The following is a 22,687-nucleotide window of genomic DNA, read 5'->3' as shown; positions in this document are numbered from 1 at the left end:
TTGCGCATCCGCCGTCTACACTGCGGCCGCAGGCGGTGTGACGGGTGGCAGACGGTGGCAGCCCGGCAGCACATCAGAAGCTCCGATGGTCAGGCGACGTGGTAGGTCCCCTTGACCATCGGGGCTTCGTTGGGTGTGGAGAGCTACTGTGCTGAAGGTTCGCCATACCCCTGTGAGCTGCTGGCTCTTGGAGTCGTCAGGACTACGGATCAGCCCTGGGTGTGCGGGTCAGGAGGTGCTACGAGCGCATAGGCGGTGACCAGCCCGGCCATGCCGAGTACGCAGTCCAGGTAGATCGACGTGGATTCCGAGATTCCGTTCCCTGCGATGATCAGGATGATTCCGATCACGAGAATCGCCAGGAACGCCGTGTAGTGATCGTGAAGCACGTCCCTGAAGGTGATGTGCACGCGTCCTCACCTCTTCCTGTCTTGTTCCGCCCGGGGTGGGGTTCATTCGAACAGGTCCTCTGTCGGCCGTCCACGGATTCCCGGATGTCCCGATCGACACGGAACCCGGGCGCATTCTGTGCGTACGACGCCGAACGTGGGCTCTCAGCCGCCCGCAAATACGGTGCTCTTCACCGAATTTCAACGAAGCTCCGGGAAACTCTGCGCCTTCGAGAGCTCTCGTGGGACGATCTCAGTCGCCCGGTGGGGTATGCATCCGAGGGGGCACCATCCGACACTCCGACACACCGCCCGTGCGGCGCTTCGCCGCGGAGTTGCGACGGTTGCGGATCACCGCCGGTGAACCTCAGGTCAAGACGATCGCCTCGCGGGCCCAATGCAGTCCGGCGACCGTCTCCGAGGTACTCAACGGGCACCGCCTCGCGAGCGAGACGGTCACCCGTCGTCTGGTGGCCGCGCTCGGCGGCGACTGGGCGCACTGGGGCCGGTTGTGGCGTGCGGCCAAGACGGAACTCGACGATCTGAAGCAGGACACCCTGGACGCGCGCCGGGACCCGCAGGCCTTCGGCACGGCGCCGGACCTTTCCGAAGCGTTCCGGAGCACCTCCCAGATGGAGATGGTGTGCTACCCGAACCCGCCCGCCTTCTACAAGGCCGTGGCTGATCACATTCGCGCGGCCCGGTCCGAAATCCGCCTTACCTATGTGCGGCTCCACCCTCCCACCGAATGGGGATCCACGGGACCCGCCTCTTACTACGACACGGTATTGCAGTGGGCCAGAGACAACTCGGCCGAGTGCGCGAGCGTGCGGCGCATCATCGGCGTCCCCGAGCGCAAGGGCGTACCGAAAGAAACCTACTTCGACTGGCTGAGGCAACACCAGGAAGAGGTCACTGATCTCTATACCTACGAGGCACGCGTCATGCCTTGGAGTGCTTCCTGCGCCTGGTACAACATGGGCCTCATCGACGACACGGTCACCTTCCTCTCCTTCTCCGGCGCAGGCCGCCGGCAGCTCACGGGATTCAGCGTCGACAGTCCCCAGTTCCTGGCGTACTTCGCGGACAGTTTCGATCAGGCCTGGGGTGCGTTGGAACCTCTGGACACCTACGTGTCCAGGCACTCCACACCGGCACGCTCGACCGAGGCCCCAGCATCCGAGGACCGAAGGCCCGGCACAGCCGCGGCAGCACCATCACCGCACAAGGGACGCTGAGTTCAGGGTCGTCGTCCGGGTGTTCCCCCGCGAATCTTCGGTTGACGGGGCTCGCCGGGTTCGTGGATCCAGGTGACGGGCCGGTGGCTCCGCCTCCCGCGGCTTCGAGTCCGATGGATGAGGTGTGTCCGGGGTGAACGTCCGGTGATACTGGGCGTCGTGAAGACAGGGGGACGGGGAATGCCGGTGGAGCGGTTCGGCCCGTATGTCGTCTTGGAGGAGCTGGCCAGCGGAGGCATGGGACGCGTCCTTCTCGCGCGTTCCCCCGGGGGCCGCGTCGTCGCGGTGAAGACCCTGCTGGCCGACTCGGCCGACGACCGGCGGAGGTTCGCCCGCGAGGCGCGGATCGCTCAGCGGGTGCGCGGCGTCTACACGGCGAGTGTGATCGAGGCTGCCGCCGAGGCCGTGGTGCCGTGGATGGCGACGGAGTACATTCCCGCCCCGTCGCTGCGTGACCTGGTCGAGGACTGCGGGGTACTGGGAGCAGGCGCGCTGCACTGGATAGCCGCCGGCATGGCGGAGGCCCTCCTCAGCATCCATGCGGCCGGACTGGTGCACCGGGACATCAAGCCGTCCAACGTGCTGCTGCCGATGGAGGGTCCACGCGTCATCGACTTCGGCATCTCCCAGGCCCACGACGTCACCCGCACGCAGGTGGCGCTGGGCACGGTGGCGTACGCGTCGCCCGAACAGGCACGGGGTGAGCCGACCACCGCGGCGTCCGACGTGTTCTCCCTGGGGGCGACGCTGTTCCACCTCGCCGTGGGCCGGGCGCCCTACCGTGACGGCGGAGCCGGATCGGCGCTGGAGCAGCTCGTGCGCACCGCTGCGGGTGAACTCGACGTCACGGGACTGGCCGGCGACCTGGAGGCGCTCATCCTTCCTTGCCTGCGATTCGACGCCGCCGCCCGGCCCACACCCGAGCAGATCCTGGCACGCGCCCAGGAGCGGCTGGAAGAACGGCCCGGTGCCAGAAACGGCGAGGACTGGCTGCCGGGGAACTGGGCCGAGGCCATCGAGTGCCACCGAACGCAGCGTTCGCAGGCGGTACGGCAGGCGCGACACCGGGTGGGGTCGGACGCTGAGGGCCGGCCGGTCCAGCCGCCGCGGCCGACCGCGCCCCTGACCACGGCGCAGGGCACCGCCGCGGCGACCCGGCGCCCGAGACACCTGCTGTCGGGGGTCGGCGGGGCGGCTGCCGCACTCGCCCTCGGCGCTCTGCTCGTTCTGCGTCCCTGGGCCGCGGAGGCCGGAGCCGCGGGGGAACCGGACGGTCCCGTCGGCATCCTGCCGGTACTGAGCGAGTCGCCCGGCGTGTGCCCCTCGGACTTCCCCGAGGGACGGTCCTGGACCTCGGACGACCGCCAGACCTGCGTGGTCACGGCCGCCGAACAGGGGCTCACGGTACGGCGGTTCAAGAGCGTCAGGGCCTTCTACCAGTCGGAGAACGGCCTGGACGGGTGGACCGTGGAAGTCACCCTGACCGACGGCGACCGGACCGCCTTCTCCCGCCTCACCGGGAAGGTGGCGGGACAGCCCCGGCCGCACAACGAACTGGCCCTCGTCATCCGGGACTCGAACCGGCTGCTGGCCAGCCCCGCCATTCTGGAGAAGATAACCGGCCCCAGGATCGCGGTCGCCCTGAATCTCAAGAAGAACGAGGCCCGCTTCATCGCCCAGGCCCTGGGGGCCCCGTCCTGACCCTGCCCCGCACGAACAGCACCTCCGTGCGGGACGGCGGAGCCGGTGTCCCGGCGGCGTCGTCAGGACCCGGTCGGCGGCAACCTTTGTGTCTGCGGCGGCCACTGAGGAGCGCAACACTTCGCTCTTCGGAATGGACGGACATGCAGGAAACACGGCCGGCTGCGCGGCACCGCAAGCGGAGGCGCGGGTTGTTGAGGGGCATCACGGCGGCGTTGGCCGTGGTGGGTGTGCTGGTCTGGGTGGTGGTGGCCGTGCGGTCGGGCGGCAAGGCCGATGCCGGGCGGGACACGGCGGTGTCCGCCGCCGTCTCCCGGGGCAGCCTCCCGCCGGGATCGCCGCCGCCCGAGCCGTCCGGCTCCTCGCCGAGCAGCACGCCCTCCACGACCGTCCCGAAGGCTTCCAGAACCCCGTCGAAGGCGCGGTCGTCGGCGGCCCCCCGGAGGGCTCCTGCCACGTCGGTGCCGGCCGGACGGATCCGGCCCGAGGTCACCTACCGAGGGGTCGCCACGGTCTACCGGGCCGGGACCGGGGACGGCGCCTGCTCGTACGGGCCGAGCGCCGACATGATGATCGCGGCCATGAACACCGCCGACTACGAGACGTCCAGGGCCTGCGGGGCACACGTGCTCGTCCGCGCGGCGAACGGGGCCGCTGTCACGGTCCGGATCACCAACGAGTGCCCCCTGCCCTGCGCACCCGGCCAACTCGACCTCAGCGAACAGGCCTTCGCCAAACTGGCCGTCCCCTCGACCGGCCGGATCGCGATCACCTGGAGCCTCCTGAGCCCCGGCAGTGCCGGCACGATCTCCATCCGCTACAAGACCGGCTCCAGCCCCTACTGGTGCGGCATCCAGGCAATCGGCCACCGCAACCCGCTGGCCCGGCTGGAGGTCCGCACCGGCAACGGCTGGCGCCGGCTCGCCCGCACCGACTACAACTACTTCCTCTCCCCCGACGGCAGCGGGTGCGGCAGCGCGATCCGGATCACCGACATCTACGGAGAACGACTGACCGTCGACGGGATCGCCCTGCGGCCGGAAGCCGTGCAGCCGACGCGCGTGCAGTTCGCGAGGCACTGAGTCAGCTGTCGGCTCCGGCGTTCGCGCGGCGCCCTGCGGGCTGGGGGCCGTGCCAGTCCAGGCACAGGACGGTGGCGTCGTCCTTCACATAACCGTCGCAGGCGTCGGTGACCGCGGCGACCAGAGTGCGTACGACCTCCCGCGGGTGTTCGGCCGCGGTCTTGCGCATGAGGCCGGGCAGGTCGACGGTCCGGGCCTGGCGTTCTTGCATGCCGTCGGTGTAGAGCACGAGGCGGTCACCGGGGCGCAGGTCGAGATCCTGCACCGGGTAGGGGCCCTGCCCCACGACACCGAAGGGCAGGTTCACCGTCAGGCGCAGTTCCTCGACCGCGCCGTCGCGCAGCCGCAGCGGCCAGGGATGGCCGGCGTTGACGAGCTGGGCGCTGGTCCCGTCCAGGGCGATGCGCAGCAACTGGCCGGTGGCGAAGGTGCGTCTGCCGTGGTCGAGGAGGGCCTGATGGATCTGGCGGGCCTGCTCGGCGAGGTCGGTCCCGGCGCGGCGGGCGCCGCGGGAGGCGTTGACCAGGAGGGTCGCCATGAGGGAGGCGTCGACGTCGTGCCCCATGGCGTCGGTGACGGACAGGTGCACGGCGTCCTGGTCGAGGCTGTAGTCGTAGGTGTCGCCGGCGATGTCGGAGGCCGGGACCAGGGCGCCGGCGAGAGCGAACTCGGCGGCCTCGCAGGAAGGCGCCGAGGGCAGCAGCTGGCGCTGGATCTCCGCGGCCAGGCGGACCGTGGTGGTGCGGTTGCCCCAGTGGTAGAGGTCGGTGAAGCGGCGGTCGGTGACGATGATGTACGCCAGCGCGTGCGCGGCCTCTTCCACCTGCCGCAGCACATCCGGTGTGACGTGGGTGAGGAAGAGTTCGAGGACACCGACGGCGTCGCCGCGGTTGGTGACCGGGGCGAGCACCCGCCAGCCCTCCTCCCCCTGCGGTGCCCTCATGAGTTTCTGGGTGCGCAGGACGTCGTCGTACACACTGCTGCCGGCCAGGGGGACCTGTTCGGCCTGGCGCTCCTGCCGGGTCTGTCCCATGTCGTGGACCCGCAGCAGGCGTCGGCCGACGACGTCGACGAACAGGAATGACACGTACCGTGCGCCGAACCGTTCGCGCAGGTGACGCGCCACTGCGTCGAGAGAACGTACCGGCGCGGCGTCCTCCGCCTCCGCCAGCACCTCGGCCAGTGCCATCCGATCGCGCTCCACAGTCGCCTCCCTCGGGTCACACACTCTCCTTCCCCCTGACGCGCAAGGCACGACTGCGGACGTGGTCCACCGGCCGCTCCCTCGGCAGGGAGGCACCGCCTGCGACAGCAGAGGGAGCTGCTCCCCCAGGCTCGTCAGGCCGGGCTGTGAGCGGCGGCGCCGCCGGGGGTGTCGGACAGGGCGATACGGGCCGTGATGCGCTTGCCGGCCGGCTCCTGCTCGACGCGGAGGCTCACGGCGACCGCCTTGACGATCTCCAGTCCGTGCTGGCCGATCCGGCCGGGATCCGGGGCGCGGGCAGCGGGAACCGTGGGGTCGCTGTCCCGCACCACGACGTCCACGGCGGCCGCGGTGAGGCGCAGCTCCAGCAGGACGGGACCGGGGGCGTACTTGCGGGCGTTGGTGACCAGCTCGCTGACCACCAGCTGGGTCAGGTCCACCGCGCGCGCCGACACGGTCAGGTGGTGCTCTGTGCGGGCCTGTTCGAGGAAGGCGGCGGCGTGGTGGCGGGCGTCGGCGATACAGCCGTCGTCCTCGCCCAGGGCATAGCCGGCGTCCATCAGGTAGGTGCCGGGCGTCATACGGCCGTCCCCATAGGCGTGACTCCCGCAGCCGTCGTCCTCATTTCCCGCTCATGTGCGCACCGGTACCCGCCATGCCGATGCATACACCACACAGGCCACTCGGGCATTCTCCACAGGTCTGCCCGGGGGCATCCTGCGGGTGTGGTGGGGCAGAATCATCCGCGCACGCCCGACCCCGGGCAGGCCCGGAACGCAGTCGAGGAGCCAGTGACCAACACCCCGAAAGAAAAGCGGCCGGACCGGCTGTCCGTCACGCACCGCGAGGTCGACGGCATCCAGGTCGTGGCTCTGCACGGCGAAGTGGACCACGACGTGCAGGACGTCTTCAGCCGGGCCCTGCTCGCCGGTGACGACCGGGCGCCGCTCCGGACCGTGGTGGACCTCAGCGGCGTGACCTTCATGGACTCCAGCGGCATCAACGTCATCGTCGCCGCGCACCGGCGGGCGACCGGCGCCCGGGGATGGCTGCGCATCGCCGGCGCCCACGGGTTCGTGCTGCGGGTCCTGCAGATCGTCGGCCTCGACGACCTCATCCCCTGCCACCCCACGGTCGAGCAGGCGCTGACCGCCTGACCCGCGGGCCGCCCGCTCCCGCCGGCGGCAGGCCGGCTGCCCGAACTCCGCCCGAGGGTCTGCTGACCGGGCGCGCAGCGCTCGAGCCCCTGCCGACCGCTCCCCGGTAGTCTCACCATCCGCCCACACTGTGCTGCGCCTCTGTCCCTGCGGTGAAGACTGGGACGGAGTTGCAGGGGAGGCACTCGTCCGGGGTACCCATGCGGACCCGGCACGTGACGTACATGACGCAAGGCGGACCTGATGGACCAGACCTTATACAACGGACCGCCCGCACCTTCCCCGGTGGAACCGGCTCCGCCCGCCTGCGCAGCCTACGACGGGGCCACGTCGTGCATCGGTGCCGCGCGTCGCTTCGCGACCGCCTACCTCCACCGCATCCACACCGAGCAGCGGACTCCGCTCACGCAGCGAGCGGTCGGGACGGCGCAGCTGGTGGTCAGCGAGCTGGTCACCAATGCCTGCCGGTACGCTCCCGGCCCGCTGCGCCTGGACCTGCGCCACCTCCGGCACAGCCTGGAGATCACGGTCTGGGACACCGCCTCCACCCTGCCCACGGCCCACGCGCCCGACCCCAGCCGCATAGGGCGACACGGGCTGGAGATCGTCCTGGCCGTCTGCGCGCACTACGACGTGCAGCCGACGCCCGGGGGCAAACGCACCACCGCCGTCCTGGCCCTCACCGAGCCCCCGGCCGGGCGCTGACCGCCTGATTCGCGCCCTGTCCGCGGTCAGTGGCGGTCCGGCCGCCCGGACTGCGCGTCCGGCCGGCAGGCGCGCCGCCGCACGGCTGTCTCCAGGCCCTGCTCCATCCGCCCCGGCAGGGGTTCGCCCAGCGCCCAGCGGATCACCGCCTCGGCGATCGTGTGCAGCTTGGTGTTGGTGCGCTGGGAGATTTCGCGCAGGATGTCGAACCCGGCCGACGGCCGGAACCGGTACACGGCGGTCAGGACGCCGATGGCCTGGTCGACCACCGCGTGCGAGGCGACGGCGTGCCGCAGTTGGGCGTTCTCCGCCTCCAGGCGGGCGATCGCCGTGTCACGCGTGCCGTCGGCGTGAAACTGCCGTTCGCGGGAGGTCGTCATGACGGGTCTCCATACAAGGGCGAGGTCTCCCGTACGCCTGCCCGCCCTGCGGGACGCCAAGACACTTTCTGTGCAGCACGAAGATCACATGCGGGCGCGGGAGGGAAGCCGTGTGACCGCGGCGCCCACGGCCAGCCCGAGCGTGACACCGACGGCGGTGGTGACGGTCTTCGTCCACGCCCCGTCCAGGGAGCCGGGCAGGAGGGCGTCGGCGAGGTGGCCGGTGCCCCACAGAATGGCCAGTGCGGCCAGTGCGGCCGGCCAGCGGTGCCGTACCCCCTCACTGATGTCGTCGACGACGTGGAAGAGGAGCATCAGCGCCATGAGGTCGCTGCCGCCGAACTCGTCGTCCCAGCGGAGCGCTGTGAGCCCGGCCCCGAGGGCGAGCGTCAGCAGCCAGAGCACGGCCAGTCGCCGGACGGGCGTGGGCGGCGCTTGCCGCACAGCGGGCGGGATCCGGAAGAACCGTGTGACGCGCTGGACGACCGCGTGCTTTTCCATGACTCGTGTCCCGTTCCCCCGGGGTGGCCGGCTCTTGCCGGCCCTTGGTACCAGGACGCACACGAGCGCGCCGCGGTTGTGGTGAAGCGCCGATCGGCTCGGCAACGCCAGGAGCCAGGTCGTCCGGCCGTCCGGCCGTCCGGCCGAGTGGGCCCGGACGGGTGCGGGTGAGGGATCCGTCGTCGGGGAACTGCCGGCCGGGTGCGCTCAGGTCCCGCCCCGGGATGGACGGATCAGCCGTTCGGCCCAAAAACGCCGATGTCAGGCGGTGGTGACGGTTCAACAGGAGTAATTTCCCGGGAGTTGGTTACGCACTGCCCGACCGCAGCCGGTGGGGCAGGTGCTCCACCGGCCCACCCCCACTGCACCGGTCGTGCCGATTGAAGGATCTGATGGCGACCCTCACCGAACCCGTTGCGCCCGTCCCGGCGGCCGAGCGCCGCAGCCGCGGCCGGGTGATCGTCTCCTGGCTGACCACGACCGATCACAAGAAGATCGGTCACCTCTACCTGATCACCTCGTTCGCGTTCTTCCTGATCGGCGGCGCGCTGGCGATGGTGATCAGGGCCGAACTGGCCCGGCCGGGACTGCAGATCCTGTCCTCGGAGCAGTACAACCAGTCCTTCACCATGCACGGCACGATCATGCTGCTGCTGTTCGCCACCCCGACCTTCGCCGGGTTCGCCAACGCGATCATGCCGTTGCAGATCGGTTCCCCCGATGTCGCCTTCCCGCGGCTGAACATGCTCTCCTACTGGTTCTTCGCCTTCGGCGGGCTGATCGTCATGTCCAGCTTCCTCACCCCTCAGGGTGCCGCCGACTACGGCTGGACCGCGTACACCCCGCTCAGCGGCGGAGAGCGCAGCCCCTACGTCGGCGGTGACCTGTGGGTCATGGGGCTGGCGCTGGCCGGCTTCGGCACGATCCTGGGCGCGGTCAACTTCATCACGACGATCATCTGCATGCGCGCGCCCGGCATGACCATGTTCCGCATGCCGATCTTCACCTGGAACGTGCTGCTGACCTCGGTGCTCGTCCTGTTCGCCTTCCCCGTTCTGGCGGCGGCCCTGTTCGCGCTGGAGGCGGACCGCAAGTTCGGCGCCCACGTCTTCGACCCCGAGAACGGCGGGGCCATCCTGTGGCAGCACCTGTTCTGGTTCTTCGGCCACCCCGAGGTGTACATCCTCGCGCTGCCCTTCTTCGGCGTGATCACCGAGATCATCCCCGTCTTCGCCCGCAAGCCGATCTTCGGCTACATGGGTCTGGTCGGCGCCACGATCGCCATCTCCGGGCTGTCGGTCACCGTCTGGGCCCACCACATGTTCGCCACCGGAGCGGTCCTGCTGCCGTTCTTCGCCTTCATGACCTACCTCATCGCCGTCCCCACCGGCGTGAAGTTCTTCAACTGGATCGGCACCATGTGGAAGGGCTCACTGTCCTTCGAGCCACCCATGCTGTGGGCCGCCGGGTTCCTCGTCACGTTCCTCTTCGGCGGTCTGACCGGCGTCATCCTCGGCTCGCCGCCGCTGGACTGGCATGTGACGGACTCCTACTTCGTGGTCGCCCACTTCCACTACGTCCTCTTCGGCACGATCGTCTTCGCGATGTTCGGCGGGTTCAGCTTCTGGTGGCCGAAGATGACCGGCACCATGCTCGACCACCGTCTGGAGAAGATCCACTTCTGGACCCTGTTCGTCGGCTTCCACACCACGTTCCTGGTGCAGCACTGGCTGGGCGCCGAGGGCATGCCGCGCCGGTACGCCGACTACCTGGCGGCCGACGGCTTCACCGCTCTGAACACGATCTCCTCCATCGGCGCGTTCCTGCTGGGCCTGTCCACCCTGCCGTTCCTGTACAACGTGTGGAAGACCGCCCAGTCCGGCAAGCGCATCGACGTGGACGATCCCTGGGGCTTCGGCCGTTCCCTGGAGTGGGCGACCTCCTGCCCGCCGCCGCGCCACAACTTCGTCACCCTGCCCCGGATCCGCTCCGAGTCCCCGGCCTTCGACCTGAACCACCCCGAGCTCGCCGAGATCGAACACCATGCGAACGCCGGCCAGCGTGACGCCGTCGAGCCGGACGGGCACAAGGGCGAACCGGGGTGAGACACGGCATGCGCAAGGCGCCCAAGGACGACCGAAGCGAGCTGGCGAACACGGTCGAGGGCTACCTCCTGGTCCGCAGCCACCAGGACCAGGCACGCCGCGAAGCCGAGGACCTCTGCGCGCGCCTGCCCTGGCTGACCGGCGCCCAGGCCGAGGACGTCACACGCCACTACCTCCACCAGCGCGTCGACCTCACCCGCCGGCTTCTCCAGGACACCGTCGAGCGGGCCGGCGGGCTACGGCAGGAGTACGAGGAGCGCTACGCGGCCCTGCGCCGCAGCCTCCTCAGACGCCATGCCGTATGCGCCACCGCCGTCGTGGCCTGCACCAGCGGGATCGGCGTCCTGGCGCCGCTCTTCAGCCGCTGACACACCGCCGGCACGACGCGCCGCGCCCGGGGGGCCGGTGCGTGCCTGTCGCGGTCACGCGGCTGCCAGGACGATGGCGGTGTAGTGCGCGGCGAAGGCGGTGATGGTCAGGGCGTGGAAGACCTCGTGGAAGCCGAACCAGGCCGGTGAGGGGTCGGGGCGCTTGAGTCCGTAGACGACGGCGCCCGCGGTGTAGAGCAGGCCGCCGATGATGACGAGGACGACGACCGCGGTGCCGCCGGTGCGCGCGAAGTCGGGCAGGTTGAAGACGGCCACCCAGCCCAGGGCGATGTAGCAAGGGGTGTACAGCCACCGGGGAGCGCCGATCCACAGGATGCGGAAGGCGATGCCCGCCAGGGCGCCCGCCCACACCACGGTCAGCAGCACCAGCTGCCGGCCCGCGGGCAGCAGCAGTACCGCCAGCGGGGTGTAGGTACCGGCGATGATCAGGAAGATGTTCGCGTGGTCCATCCGTCGCAGGACCGCTTCCCCGCGCGAACCCCATGTTCCGCGGTGGTAGACCGCGCTGGTGCCGAACAGCAGGCAGGCCGACACCGCGTACACCGAGCAGGCCGCCACTGCCGCGGCCGAACGTGAGACGGCGATCAGGACGATGCCGCCGACCAGCGCGAGGGGGAACACCCCGGCGTGCAGCCAGCCGCGCATCCTCGGCTTCAGCGCGGCCGCCGCGCGCTCCACCCCGCCTTCCGGACGGACGGCCGGCTGCCCGGAGACAGGCCGGCCGGCTGTGCCGGAAGGCGCATCGACCGTCGGGGGGCGCAGGGTGTCGGGCGTGGTGCCGGGGCGGGAGGGGGACTCCCGTCCGTGTGCCGGCGGCTGAGTGTCTTCGGCGATCATGCGCTCTTATTCTGAAATGTCGGCGGACGAGAGCGGCCCGGCGCGTTGCCGCGGGCCGCGGGTCAGAGGGCGGCCGTGTGCCGGGATGCGGTGCGGCGGTGTTCGGCGTTGAGGCGCTGGGCTTCCTCGAGCTGGTCCTCGAGGATGACGATGCGGCAGGCGGCCTCGATGGGAGTCCCCTGGTCGACGAGTTCCCGGGCGCGGGCGGCGACGCGCAGTTGGTAGCGGGAGTAGCGGCGGTGGCCGCCTTCGGAGCGGAGCGGGGTGATGAGGCGGGCTTCGCCGATGGCGCGCAGGAAGTTGGGGGTGGTGCCGAGTATCTCGGCGGCCCGGCCCATGGTGTAGGCGGGGTAGTCGTCGTCGTCAAGACGGCTGAATGAATCGTCTGCTGTCATCTCGCCTCTCTGGGGCGCACGTTGAGGGGCCTTGGTGCCGTACTGGCACCAAGGCCCCGAAGGAACTGCTACACCATCTGCCGGCCTCAGTGCTGCGCCGGCCTACTGAGTCCGCGGCCGCCCTGTACGGGACGGGGATGCGGGGATCGCGAATGCGTGACCGGAGACCACCTCACTGTCGATGTCCTGCGGCACCCGGGCCCACGTCTTGCGCCCGGGCGATCCGATGGTGCTCAACTCCTCCGTTCTTCCCTCTGAATCAATCACTTGCCAAACCGGTACTGCGAACTGCTGGTACTGCTGGTACTGCGAACCACTGGCACTGCGTACTGCTTGTCCTGCCAACTACTGGTACTGCGAACTGCTTGTACTGCGAACTGCCGGTGGCCTGGGAGAAGCGCCACTCTCCGGCAGCCAGCCCCGTCGCCCGTCCTGCGTCTGCTCTGGCTTGGAACCCCACTGCCGGACCTCCCGGTACGCGCGCCCGCAGCCGACGCCTTTACCGAGGTGCTGCACCAACTTCACTGCTGGATACCGCGAACTGCACTTGCGGGTACTGCCACCGCATCAACTGCGGTCCTGCTCATGGCGGCCCCTTACCACTGCGGGCCACCCGGTCCAGCCGTCAGTCCCGTCACCGTCCAGCGAAAACCCTGGCTCCGGAACTCCACCGCCGCACCGAACTGCGAACTACCTACTGCTTCCCGGCAGTTCATCCCTGCCGGGCTTCCTCGATCTCGACTACGAGAGAAACCATACCCATGCCGCCACCCAATGTCTACTCCGGCCAGCATAGATTTTCGTTGGTCACGGAGGCCGCGGATTCAGGGCCGGGTGAGCCGGCTCGGCGCGGTGTCCGCGAGAGTCACCGGCACGAAGTCCGCGCTGCGCAGGGGTGCGGAGTAGCCGAGGTGGGCGAGGCTGGCCTGCTCCTGGCGCATGTGCATGAACGATTCCAGGATGTAGCCGACGAGCAGGACCAGAACCGCGATGATCATGATCGATGCGGCGAGCACGGCGGTGGGCAGGCGCGGCACGGTGCCGGTGCGGGTGAACTCGAGGACGACGGGCAGGCCCAGGGCGAGCGCGGCGACGGTGAGCAGGCCGGCGATGGCGGCGTGGAACTGGGAGGGGCGCTGCCTGCGGGCCAGCCCCAGGATGAGCCTGAGGATGCGCCAGCCGTCGCGGTAGGTGCGGAGCTTGCTGACGCTGCCCGCGGGCCGGTCCTTGAAGCCCACTTCCATCTCGGCGGTGGGGAGCCGCAGGCTGAGCGCGTGGACCGTCATCTCGGTCTCGGTCTCGAACTCGCGGGACAGGGCGGGGAAGGACTTGACGTAGCGGCGGGAGAAGACGCGGTAGCCGCTGAGCATGTCGCTGACGTCGTTGCCGAAGAGGGTGCGGACGGCGCCGGTGAGCATCTTGTTGCCGACGGCGTGACCCGCGCGGTACGCGGTCTCCACGCTCTCGCGGCGGGCGCCGACGACCTGGTCGTAGGGGCCCTCGAAGAGGAGGTCGACCATTTCGCGGGCCCGGGAGGCGTCGTAGGTGTCGTCGCCGTCGATGATGAGCAGCGCGTCGGCGTCGACGTCGGCGAAGGCGCGGCGGATGACGTTGCCCTTGCCCTTGCGGGGTTCGTGCCGCACGACCGCGCCGGCCGCGCGGGCCTCGGCGACGGTGTTGTCGGTGGAGGCGTTGTCGTAGACGTAGACGGTGGCCTCGGGGAGGGCGGCGCGCAGGTCGCGCACGACCTTCCCGACGGCGGCCTCCTCGTTGTAACAGGGAACGACGCACGCGACGGTGGGGTTCATGGTCTTTCCTCGGCCTCTGTGCCGCCCTGGTGCCGGTCGATGCGCTCCTCCACGAACGGCAGTCTGATTTGGTTGCTTTTGCGGCATACGTTACCTTCGGCGTCATGCTGCGGCCGACGGCTTGGATGCGACGTTCACCCGCGTGGATGCGGACCGTCCGGCGCGAGGTCGCGGCCTTCGGCACCGTGGGCGCGCTCGCGTTCGTGGTCGAGACGGCGAGTTTCAACCTTCTCGCCTTCGGCCCACCGGGTGAGGGGCCGCTGCACGCCGTCCCGGCCGGCGCCTCGGCCCTCGCCACCGTGCTGGCCATGCTGGTCGGCTGGTTCGGAAACCGTCACTGGACCTACCGCGACCGCAAGAGGCCGGTCGATCCGCGTGAGGTGGCCTGGTTCGTCGGGGTGAACCTGGTGGGCCTCGTGATCACCGCCGCCCCCGTGTACGTGGCTCACCAGCTGTTCGGCTCTTCCTCGGCCCTGAGCGACAACGCGGCCCGCCTGACGGGATGGGCCGCGGCGACTTTCGTCCGCTTCACCGTCTACCGGGAACTCGTCTTCACTTCCCATCGAGAGGATCCCTCCGACGTGGCCGCATCGAGTCGCCGTGGTTCGGGAGTGTGGCGGGACGACCGGCTCTGGCCGGGGTTCCTGGCCCTGACGGCCGCGGTGTGCGGTTACCTCGTCTCCACCGTCTTCCATCCCGGCTTCCTCACCGCCGACAGCGTCGAACAGCTTCTCCAGGCGGAGGGCACGCGGCCGGTGACCGACTGGCATCCGCCGGTCATGGCACTGCTCTGGCGCGTCCTCATCCACACCACCGGCGCGCTCTCGGCGATGGCCGCCCTCCAGACGGCCGTGCTGTGGGGAACCGTGTGGGTGCTGGCCGTCGCCCTGTGGAAGCGGACAGGAAGCCGCCCCCTGTCGCTGCTGATGCTCGGGTTCGGGCTCGCACCGCACATCGCCAACTTCACCGGAGTGGTGTGGAAGGACGTCCACCTGGCCTACGCCCTGCTGGCCGTGTGCGCGATCGCCCTCCTCGCGCGTGAGCTGCCGCCGGGGCACGACCTGGCACGCTGGGCCCTGCTCGTGCTGGGTCTGCTCTTCACGGCCTACGCGATCCTGGTCCGGAAGAACGCGTTGCCCGCCGCCCTGCCCGTCCTCCCGATGCTCGTGCTCGCCCTCTGGCCGGCACCCGGCAGGCGCCGGTGGCTCGTCACCGCCGGTTGCCTGCTGGCCTTCACCGCGGCCGGCAGCGTGGCTGTCTCCTCGCTCACCCACCCGATGGCCGTCCGCCAGTACGCGCAGATCCCGCTGGACGACCTGACCCACGTCCTGACCCCACGAGAGGTACGGTCGGCCGCCGGGCAGGCGGGTGCCACCCCCTCGTTCCGCGACGACCTCGTGGAGACCGCGCGGACCTGCCGGACGAAGGGGATCCTGTGGGACGCGTACTTCACGTGCTACCCGCACCGCCCCGGCTACCGGGACACCGTCGGCCCGCACTTCACCGCCGACGAGGCGGACGTGCTGGTGAGGATGTGGGTGCAGCAGATGCCCCGCCGTGCCTCCGGTTACGCGGAGTACCGCACCCGGACCTTCGCCCGGCTGCTGTTCGAGGGCAATCTGCGCTACGCCGGCGGCACGTTCGGCGGCACCCCGAAGAACGTCAGGGTGGATCCGGCCCGCGACGCCCTCATGAGGTCCTACGTGACGGGCCTGGCCCGCGACGTTCCCTGGCTCTTCCAGGCATGGTTCTGGCTCGCCGTCGCGCTGGTCCTGACGTTGCGCCGGAGGTGGCCGGGACCCTGGTCCAGGGAACTGCGCCTCCTCGGACTGAGTTCCGTGCTCTACATCGCCTGCTACCTGCCGACCGCCCCGCAGGCCAACTACCGCTACGTGTACTGGCCCGCGTCGGCCGGCACGCTCGCCCTGATCCTGATCGCCGCGGCAGCGCTCACCCGCCGCCGCGCCCCGCGCGCCGCGGAGCAGTCCCCGGACGGGGCCGCCGCGGACGCGTCGCCCACCCCGTCCGACTCCCCCAGCACGGCGGGGGTGCGCAACTGAGAGCCCGCAGCGACCGCACATGTCTCGGAGCCTAAGGACAGCCGGGGGCCAGTTGAGGCCTTGCGGGCGAGGCGTGACATGTGTTGATCCCGATGGGACCTCACGGGCAGGTCGCGGTCCGTGTCTCTGAGCGCGGGGTCGAACGTAGCGGGTGGGGGCCGCTACCAGCGAGGATGCTCGTCATGACTGCTGACCAGGATGTCGTTCCGCTCCGTCCGACGCACTCGATGCCGGCGGCTTTCGGTGCCGGGGCGGCCATCGGCGTTCTGGGCGGGATGATCGGTCTGGGCGGTGCGGAGTTCCGCCTGCCGCTACTGATTGGCCTGTTCGGGTTCGCCGCCCTGTCCGCGGTCATCCTGAACAAGGCGATGAGCCTGGTCGTGGTCCTGGTCGCGCTGCCCGCCCGCCTGGCGACAGTGTCCGCCTCCGAGTTGGCCGCGCACTGGACGGTCGCCGCCAACCTGCTCTCCGGCAGCCTCCTGGGCGCATGGGCCGGGGCGACGTGGGCAGTTCGGATGCGCAGTTCCACCCTCTACAAGGTGCTGGCCGCCCTGATGGTCCTCATGGCCGCAGCCCTCCTGGCCACCCACCTCACCACCGTGGGGACACTCGCGCTGCCGCTGGGCGTGCAGGTGCCGATCGGAGTGGTGGCCGGCCTCGGTATCGGAGTGGTCGCGGCGATCATGGGCGTGGCCGGGGGCGAGCTGCTGATTCCGACGATCGTGCTGCTGTTCGGCCTGGACATCAGGACCGCGGGCAGTCTCTCGCTGCTGGTGTCGCTGCCGACGATGCTGGTGGCTTTCGCCCGCTACAGCCGTGACGGCAGCTTCGCCGTGCTGGGTGCCAGCCGCCGCTTCACCCTGGTCATGATCACGGGCTCGGTCACCGGAGCCGCCCTGGGCGGGCTCCTGCTCGGGGTCTTCCCGGAGCTGGTGCTCATCCCCGTACTGGCCGTGATCCTGCTCGTGTCAGCGGTCAAACTCGCCCGGCACGACTGACGGCGGGTGCATGCACGGGGCCGCATTCGGTCTCAACGGTCCGGTCGCGTCAATCGGGTTGGGGTGATCTTGCGCAGGCGTCGGCGACCAGGTCATACACAGGCAGCAGCACGTCGGCGCCGGTCAGGGCCAGTAGTTCCCGCACCCTTGGCGGAGCCCCGGCCAGCACGAGACTCCCTCCGTTCGCGGCTGTCTGTCTGTGCAGACGCAGCAGTTCGTTCAGTCCGCAGGAATCCAGAAAGTCGATCTGTGACAGCTCGAGCACCAGCCGTCGGCCTCGCGGTGTCAGCAGGTTCTGGACGGCGGCGCAGAAGTCGTACCGGCTGACGTAGTCCACCGTCCCGCCGACGGCGGCGACTACCCACTCATCCGTTTCGCTGAGCTCTGTGACCTGCATATCTGTGCCGCTGGTCACAGGCTCCCCGTTCGTCATGTCGATGCGTGTTCCCAGTCATGCCGGATTCACCACACGACAGGGAACCAGCCACGAAACGGGGGTGGCGTGGTTGACGGTTTCACCACGGCGGCGAGGCGCCCCGTTGCGGGGTGGCGGTGTCAGTGGGTGGTGAGCATGCCCTGTCGGAGCTGGGCCAGGGTGTGTGACAGCAGCCGGGAGACGTGCATCTGGGAGACGCCGAGCCGTTCGCCGATCTGGGCCTGGGTCAGTTCCTCCACGAACCTCCAGTGCAGGATCCTGCGCGCGCGCTCGTCGAGGTCGGCGATCATCGGGGCGAGTGCGTGGAAGTCCTCCACCAGTTCCAGCGCGCCGTCCTCGTTGCCGATGAAGGCGGACAGGGCCGTCTCGCCGTCCTCACTGTTGCCGATGGCCGCGTCCAGAGAGGAGGAGCGGTAGCCGTTGGAGGCCAGGCGTGCCTCGATGACCTCCTCCTCCTCCTCCAGGTTCATCAGCTGGGCCAGCTCCGCCACGGTCGGGGTGCGGCCCAGGCGGCTGCTCAACTCCTCGGTGGCGCGTGCCAGTTGGACGCGGGCCTCCTGCAGGCGGCGCGGAACGTGCACGGCCCAGGTGGTGTCCCGGAAGAACCTCTTGATCTCTCCCATGATGTAGGGGATCGAGAAGGAGGTGAACTCCACCTCGCGGGAGAGTTCGAACCGGTCGATGGCCTTGATGAGACCGATCACGCCGACCTGGACGATGTCCTCCATCTCCTCCGGGTCCCGGCTGCGGAAACGGGAGGCCGCGTAGCGGACCAGGGAGATGTTCATCTCGATCAGCGTGTTGCGCGCGTACTGGTACTGCGGCGTGCCCTCTTCCAGGCGTCCCAGCTGCTGGAAGAACAGGCGGGTGAGTTCACGCGCGTCCTTCGGAGCGACCTTCGACGGGTCGGCCACCTCAGGCAGTCCAGCGAACTTCGCATCCGCCGTCGCCGCCGCCGTGTCCGTGATCATGTGTCCCTCCCCTTGCCGGCCATGCCGGCACCGCACCCCATCTCCACTCGCTGTTGCCGCGCCTGCCCCTTCCCCTCACCTTCATGCCTACTCCTTCCGCGACACGGGACGGCCCCGCGCCCACGGGGTGCCGAGACGGACTTGAGCGGCTGCGGCAGTGGATCCGGCCGGGCCGCAGCCTCCGATCGAAGATGCCGGTACGCCCTACGAAGCTCGTCGTCCGCCACATCCGCACGGCCATCGCCGACGATGGCGAGGCGCCGACCGTGCGCGAGATCTCAGCCGCGGTAGGCCTGGCAGTCGGCAGCGTCCACTACCAGCTGCGCGAGCTGACGGCCAAGAGCGCCATCGAGCGCGACCCGCACCGGCGGAGCACGGCCTGTACGTCGCAGGGGAGAAGGACACCCTGCGCCAGCAACTGGCCGGCTGCTGGCTGGCTGGCTCATGCGGGCATTCGATGCTGGTGGTCCGCAGCTTCGGCTCCAAAAGTGTGACTTTGCAGCCAGACTTAGATCGTTGAGTTTGTTTCAGGACATTTGATCATCTTTCAGAATACGTGGTGCGTCGTAGTTCCCTACGTTGACGGGTGTCAGGTGGAGGCTTTCTCCGCCTGCACAAACCGAAGGACGTATCCCATGCGCTTCACGCGCACCACGGCCACTGCCCGGACCTTTCTGATCGCGGCGATTGCGGCTGCAGGCCTGACCGTCACTCCCGCCCTCGCCTCTGCCCAGCCGAGTGCGGGCAGCATCCGGACCCAGACCGGCTTCGGCCTCCTCGGCTTCCCCGGCCTCAACGGCCTCAACGGAATCGGGATCAATGGCGGCCTCGGCGGCCTGGGCGGAACCGGCGGCGCTGCCGGCGCCAACGGCAATGGCGGTATCGGCGGCAACGGTGGCAACGCCGACGGCAGCGCGAGTGTCGGCGGCACGGGGGGCACCGGCGGCGCCGGGGGTGCCAACGGCAACGGCGGTGCCGGGGGGACCGGCGGCAATGCCACCCTCGGTGGCAAGGGCGGCAAGGGTGGCGTGGGCGGCGTGGGCGACGCCGGAGCCGGCATTTCCGGCGGTAAGGGCGGCAATGGCGGCGCCTCGACGGTCGGGGGCGGCCACACGGGCGGAACCGGCGGCGCCGGCGGCGCCGCGAGCCCGGTGTGTCCCGGCAAGCCCGGCGGCAACGGCACCGCCGCCACGTTCACCGCAGACGGCATCACCGGCGCCACCGGCGCTGCCGGCAAGACCACTCTCCCCTGCTGAACACCTCGGGTGAGTGGGTCGTAGCGGCAGCACAGAAGCACCGGCCCGGGACATCCCGCCGCCTGACTACCGAGATCTGACAGGCAGCAATGGAGGGCGGCACCCGGTCAAGCGCCCGGCCGAGACTTCTCCCGGCCGGGCGCTTCCCGTCGTACGCGGTCTGCCCGGTCTTGACTCCCGAACCTGCGGGGCACCGGAGGGACCGCACCGCGCTGTCCCGCCATCTGGCACCAAGCCGCTGCACCTTTCGGGCAGGGCGCGTTGGCGCGCTCCTGACTGGCCCGGCAGGCAGAGTACTTCGGCAGGGCTAGTGACGCCTTTGTCATAAGGGGGCCGCGCATGCCTGTCACGGGTGGACTCGCCTTTGCCTCGATGCCGACGGGCGCCGGGGGGATCACCACCGACGTTGGGAGTGACGGGCACCGTCCAGAACTCGTCGTTCGTGTGCTGGGGTTCCAGGCTAAGCGCGTTCCAAGCACCGCCCCCACCGAGGGTGCTGGTCTGCCTAAGGACGGTGAAGATGTCGTCCCGGGGGTGGATGGAGACCGTCCCGTGTAGTGCCGGGTCACATCTGGAACTGCTGGTTCGTGGCGTTGGGGCCGCACGGGCCAGGGTGACGACCGGTCGATGAACCGCCGGACCCCGAAAGCCGTCACGTTTAGCCTTTCCGATCACTGCCTCTGGTTGCGGTCGGTGCTTCAGCGGCCGTTCCACGAGGCTCGCTGTCGGATCGGGGTGCTGGGGGCGTTCGGTAGTGTTCCGGGGTGCTGGCTGTTCGGTCGGTGCCTTCCTGGGGGGATGAGCGAGACGAGGGACATGCCGGAACAAGCGAGCCCGCCTGCGATAGCACCGAGTGAGCTTTTGACCGCGTCGGCCGAGGTGGCGCGGATGGCGGCGGTGCGCCGTTACGACATCCTCGACACTCCGCCGGACGGCGCCTACAACCGAGTTGCGGCGCTGGCCGCGCGGCTGTTCGAGGTGCCGGTGGCGACGGTGACGATCGTGGATGAGGACCGGATCTGGTTCAAGGCCGCGCACGGGCTGGAAGGTGTCAGCGAGATCGGCCGGGATCCGGGCCTGTGCGCCTCTGCGGTGCTGCGTGATGACACCACCGTCATCCCCAACACTTTGCTGGACCCGGCCGCCTGCTCCAACCCGCTGGTCACCGGCCCGATGGGAGTGCGGTTCTACGCCGCCGCTCCGATCATCACCGCGGACGGGCACCGCCTGGGCACGGTCAACGTCCTTGACACCCGCCCTCGCCAGATCAGCGAGGCCGATTCCTCCACCCTCGAAGACCTGGCCGCGGTGGTACGTGACCAGCTGGAACTTCGTTTGTCGGCCTTGCAGGCGGTACGCGCCGAGCAGGAGCGCCGCCGGGTCGAGCAGGAACGCCGTCAGGCGGAGGAAGAGGCCCGGCAGCGTGCGGAGCGGGACAGGGTGGCCATCGCCGCGTTTGCCTCCACCCTGCAGCGCACCCTGGTGCCTCCCGCGCTGCCCGCGGTACCGGGACTTGAGCTGGCCTGCCACTACAAGACCGCCTCCCCGCAGGAGGTGGGCGGCGACTTCTACGACGTCTTCCCCACCGGCGGAGGCAGGTGGGCGTTCTTCCTCGGCGATGTGTGCGGCAAGGGCGCCGAAGCCGCCTCGGTCACCTCACTGACCCGCTACACGCTGCGGGCCGCGGCCCTCGTCGACGCGGACCCCACGGCCGCGCTCAAAGCCCTGAACACCGCGCTGCTGCTCGACCCGGCGGTCGGCACCCGCTTCTGCACCGCCGTCTTCGGCCTGCTCGACCCCGTCCAAGGCGGCGGTTTCACTGTCACGCTGGCCACCGGCGGTCACCCGCCCGCGTACCACCTCAGCCCGGCCGGGGGCGGCGGTGTACGGGTCGAGGCGGCCCGCGCCAAGGGCGGCATGCTGGTCGGCGCGTTCGCCGAGGCTGCCTTCGCCTCACGCACCCTGCGCCTGGCGCCCGGCGAGGGACTGCTGCTGTACACCGACGGGCTGACCGAGGCCCGCACCGCCGATGGCCACATGCTCGCCGATACCGGCCTTACCGACTTCCTCGCCCGACGACCGGCGCCGATCAGTGCAGGCACCCTGATTGACGACACCATCGCGCTTCTGGACACACTCCCCGACACCGAACGCGACGACGTGGCACTGCTGGCCCTGTCCGTTCCCACCGGGGACGCTGCTCCCGCCGGCATCACCACCACCGTTCACAGCGCCGCCGCCCCGACCGCACCCGCCGACGCCTCCGTCGGGCAGGAGATCCCACGCCCATGACCGACGCATTCCACATCGACGTCCCGCACACCGACGGCGCCCTGGCCGTGATCGCGCTGTCCGGTGAATTCGACATCGCCGCCGCACCCGCCGTGCGGGCCCGCGCCCTGGAACTCATTGCGGCCGGACACCCCGACCTGGTCACCGACCTGTCGGGGGTCACGTTCTGCGACTCCTCCGGGCTGGGAGCCCTCGTCGGCATCTGGCGCTGCGCCAAGGACGCCGACGGCTCTCTGACCCTGGCGGCCATCCCCGACCGGCTGAGCCGCCTGCTCAGCGTCACCGGGATGGACACCTTCCTGACCACCTACCCCAGCGCCGAGGCCGCGCTCGCCGCCCGCCAGGGCAATCGCACCACCGCCTGAAACATCCCGACCTGACTCCTCCGTGACGCCCGGGGGCTGTCTCTTCGACCCGCCTGGTGGCGCTGGTGCCGTCGCGTGAGCGGCGGGTCCGGGTCACCCGGTGGGCTTGACGGTGTGTGCGGTGACAGTGATGCCGAGCCCGATGATGAGCGGCGTCCACGAGACGAAGGCCAGGCTGGAGACCATGAACAGCACGCCGGTTCCCCACAGTCTGGGGTTGCGTACTGTTCTGGCGAGCAGTCGTCCAGGCACCCGGTTGCAGATCAGGGCGTAGCCACCGAGCCCGGCACCGGCCACTCCCAGGACTGCCATGCCGAGGAGCCAGAGCGTCAAGAGTTCACCGAAGGCCATCGTTCCCCCAAGTCCGGCTGCTGCAAAGCTACTCGCCGGGTCACGCGAAGGGGGGCGGCGGGTGCGG

Annotated in this window: 24 protein-coding genes; 13 read left to right on the top strand and 11 right to left on the bottom strand. The window is 69.9% G+C overall.

Going from position 1 to position 22,687, the window contains the following annotated elements; all coding sequences use genetic code 11:
- Positions 1-209: 209 nt before the first annotated feature.
- Entirely contained in the window at positions 210-410 is a 201-nt protein-coding gene (locus AC069T_RS03890) for a hypothetical protein (protein WP_478781186.1), read from the bottom strand.
- Positions 411-703: 293 nt separating this feature from the next.
- Here AC069T_RS03890 and AC069T_RS03885 point away from each other — a divergent pair, with 293 nt between their 5' ends.
- From AC069T_RS03885 to AC069T_RS03875, 3 genes are all read left to right on the top strand, one after another.
- Entirely contained in the window at positions 704-1,627 is a 924-nt protein-coding gene (locus AC069T_RS03885) for a helix-turn-helix domain-containing protein (RefSeq protein WP_478781185.1), read from the top strand.
- 159 nt (positions 1,628-1,786) lie between these two features.
- Positions 1,787-3,328 (top strand): serine/threonine-protein kinase, encoded by a 1,542-nt coding sequence (locus AC069T_RS03880; protein ID WP_478781184.1) that lies wholly within the window; start codon positions 1,787-1,789, stop codon positions 3,326-3,328.
- A gap of 143 nt (positions 3,329-3,471) precedes the next feature.
- Positions 3,472-4,410 carry an expansin EXLX1 family cellulose-binding protein gene (locus tag AC069T_RS03875; protein ID WP_478781183.1) on the top strand — a complete coding sequence of 313 codons (939 nt, stop codon included), beginning with the start codon at positions 3,472-3,474 and terminating at the stop codon, positions 4,408-4,410.
- 1 nt (position 4,411) lies between these two features.
- Here the strand turns inward: AC069T_RS03875 and AC069T_RS03870 are convergent, their stop codons facing one another.
- Positions 4,412-5,614 carry a PP2C family protein-serine/threonine phosphatase gene (locus tag AC069T_RS03870; protein WP_478781182.1) on the bottom strand — a complete coding sequence of 401 codons (1,203 nt, stop codon included), beginning with the start codon at positions 5,612-5,614 and terminating at the stop codon, positions 4,412-4,414.
- A 134-nt stretch (positions 5,615-5,748) separates the two neighbouring features.
- On the bottom strand, positions 5,749-6,195 hold the full coding sequence (locus tag AC069T_RS03865; protein WP_478781181.1) for an ATP-binding protein: 447 nt from the start codon (positions 6,193-6,195) through the stop codon (positions 5,749-5,751).
- A gap of 210 nt (positions 6,196-6,405) precedes the next feature.
- On the opposite strand from AC069T_RS03865, the gene AC069T_RS03860 reads away from it, so the two are divergent.
- Positions 6,406-6,771 carry an STAS domain-containing protein gene (locus AC069T_RS03860; protein WP_478781180.1) on the top strand — a complete coding sequence of 122 codons (366 nt, stop codon included), beginning with the start codon at positions 6,406-6,408 and terminating at the stop codon, positions 6,769-6,771.
- A 243-nt stretch (positions 6,772-7,014) separates the two neighbouring features.
- Positions 7,015-7,476, top strand: a complete 462-nt coding sequence (locus AC069T_RS03855; RefSeq protein WP_478781179.1) for an ATP-binding protein — start codon at positions 7,015-7,017, stop codon at positions 7,474-7,476.
- Positions 7,477-7,502: 26 nt separating this feature from the next.
- On the opposite strand, the gene AC069T_RS03850 is transcribed toward AC069T_RS03855, so the two are convergent.
- On the bottom strand, positions 7,503-7,856 hold the full coding sequence (locus AC069T_RS03850) for an ANTAR domain-containing protein (protein WP_478781178.1): 354 nt from the start codon (positions 7,854-7,856) through the stop codon (positions 7,503-7,505).
- Positions 7,857-7,940: 84 nt separating this feature from the next.
- On the bottom strand, positions 7,941-8,357 hold the full coding sequence (locus AC069T_RS03845; protein WP_478781177.1) for a hypothetical protein: 417 nt from the start codon (positions 8,355-8,357) through the stop codon (positions 7,941-7,943).
- A 392-nt stretch (positions 8,358-8,749) separates the two neighbouring features.
- Between AC069T_RS03845 and ctaD the strand changes: the two genes are divergently transcribed.
- Together ctaD and AC069T_RS03835 are read left to right on the top strand one after the other, a co-directional pair.
- Positions 8,750-10,462, top strand: a complete 1,713-nt coding sequence (gene ctaD / locus AC069T_RS03840) for an aa3-type cytochrome oxidase subunit I (RefSeq protein ID WP_358850569.1) — start codon at positions 8,750-8,752, stop codon at positions 10,460-10,462.
- A gap of 8 nt (positions 10,463-10,470) precedes the next feature.
- On the top strand, positions 10,471-10,830 hold the full coding sequence (locus tag AC069T_RS03835) for a hypothetical protein (protein WP_478781176.1): 360 nt from the start codon (positions 10,471-10,473) through the stop codon (positions 10,828-10,830).
- Between the two features lie 54 nt (positions 10,831-10,884).
- Here AC069T_RS03835 and trhA read toward each other — a convergent pair whose 3' ends face one another.
- The 3 genes from trhA to AC069T_RS03820 all read right to left on the bottom strand — a co-directional run bounded on the left by trhA (position 10,885) and on the right by AC069T_RS03820 (position 13,891).
- The gene (trhA, locus tag AC069T_RS03830) at positions 10,885-11,688 is read right to left on the bottom strand and encodes a PAQR family membrane homeostasis protein TrhA (protein ID WP_478781175.1); all 804 of its coding nucleotides are present in this window, start codon (positions 11,686-11,688) and stop codon (positions 10,885-10,887) included.
- A gap of 62 nt (positions 11,689-11,750) precedes the next feature.
- Complete coding sequence (locus AC069T_RS03825) at positions 11,751-12,083, bottom strand: MerR family transcriptional regulator (RefSeq protein WP_478781174.1); 333 nt, start codon at positions 12,081-12,083, stop codon at positions 11,751-11,753.
- Positions 12,084-12,907: 824 nt separating this feature from the next.
- Positions 12,908-13,891, bottom strand: coding sequence for a glycosyltransferase family 2 protein (locus AC069T_RS03820; protein WP_478781173.1), 984 nt, complete (start codon positions 13,889-13,891; stop codon positions 12,908-12,910).
- Between the two features lie 104 nt (positions 13,892-13,995).
- On the opposite strand from AC069T_RS03820, the gene AC069T_RS03815 reads away from it, so the two are divergent.
- Together AC069T_RS03815 and AC069T_RS03810 are read left to right on the top strand one after the other, a co-directional pair.
- On the top strand, positions 13,996-15,951 hold the full coding sequence (locus tag AC069T_RS03815; protein WP_478781172.1) for a GtrA family protein: 1,956 nt from the start codon (positions 13,996-13,998) through the stop codon (positions 15,949-15,951).
- 182 nt (positions 15,952-16,133) lie between these two features.
- Positions 16,134-16,949 carry a sulfite exporter TauE/SafE family protein gene (locus tag AC069T_RS03810; RefSeq protein ID WP_478781171.1) on the top strand — a complete coding sequence of 272 codons (816 nt, stop codon included), beginning with the start codon at positions 16,134-16,136 and terminating at the stop codon, positions 16,947-16,949.
- A gap of 49 nt (positions 16,950-16,998) precedes the next feature.
- Here AC069T_RS03810 and AC069T_RS03805 read toward each other — a convergent pair whose 3' ends face one another.
- Both AC069T_RS03805 and AC069T_RS03800 read right to left on the bottom strand, forming a co-directional pair.
- Positions 16,999-17,364: an STAS domain-containing protein gene (locus tag AC069T_RS03805; RefSeq protein ID WP_478781170.1), complete on the bottom strand. Its 366-nt coding sequence runs from the start codon at positions 17,362-17,364 to the stop codon at positions 16,999-17,001.
- A gap of 140 nt (positions 17,365-17,504) precedes the next feature.
- The gene (locus AC069T_RS03800; RefSeq protein WP_478781169.1) at positions 17,505-18,356 is read right to left on the bottom strand and encodes an RNA polymerase sigma factor SigF; all 852 of its coding nucleotides are present in this window, start codon (positions 18,354-18,356) and stop codon (positions 17,505-17,507) included.
- 83 nt (positions 18,357-18,439) lie between these two features.
- Here AC069T_RS03800 and AC069T_RS03795 point away from each other — a divergent pair, with 83 nt between their 5' ends.
- From AC069T_RS03795 to AC069T_RS03780, 4 genes are all read left to right on the top strand, one after another.
- The gene (locus AC069T_RS03795) at positions 18,440-18,850 is read left to right on the top strand and encodes a LexA family protein (RefSeq protein WP_478781168.1); all 411 of its coding nucleotides are present in this window, start codon (positions 18,440-18,442) and stop codon (positions 18,848-18,850) included.
- Positions 18,851-18,991: 141 nt separating this feature from the next.
- Entirely contained in the window at positions 18,992-19,612 is a 621-nt protein-coding gene (locus AC069T_RS03790; RefSeq protein ID WP_478781167.1) for a hypothetical protein, read from the top strand.
- 888 nt (positions 19,613-20,500) lie between these two features.
- On the top strand, positions 20,501-21,904 hold the full coding sequence (locus AC069T_RS03785; RefSeq protein ID WP_478781166.1) for a PP2C family protein-serine/threonine phosphatase: 1,404 nt from the start codon (positions 20,501-20,503) through the stop codon (positions 21,902-21,904).
- Complete coding sequence (locus AC069T_RS03780; protein WP_478781165.1) at positions 21,901-22,269, top strand: STAS domain-containing protein; 369 nt, start codon at positions 21,901-21,903, stop codon at positions 22,267-22,269. The genes AC069T_RS03785 and AC069T_RS03780 overlap by 4 nt, the downstream gene beginning before the upstream one ends.
- Before the next feature lie 93 nt (positions 22,270-22,362).
- On the opposite strand, the gene AC069T_RS03775 is transcribed toward AC069T_RS03780, so the two are convergent.
- Positions 22,363-22,602 carry a hypothetical protein gene (locus AC069T_RS03775; protein ID WP_478781164.1) on the bottom strand — a complete coding sequence of 80 codons (240 nt, stop codon included), beginning with the start codon at positions 22,600-22,602 and terminating at the stop codon, positions 22,363-22,365.
- Between the last annotated feature and the right edge of the window lie 85 nt (positions 22,603-22,687).

Source organism: Streptomyces sp. NPDC043867 (assembly GCF_056435845.1).
Note: the sequence above shows the minus strand (reverse complement) of the source record. Positions and strands in the feature narration are given on the sequence as shown.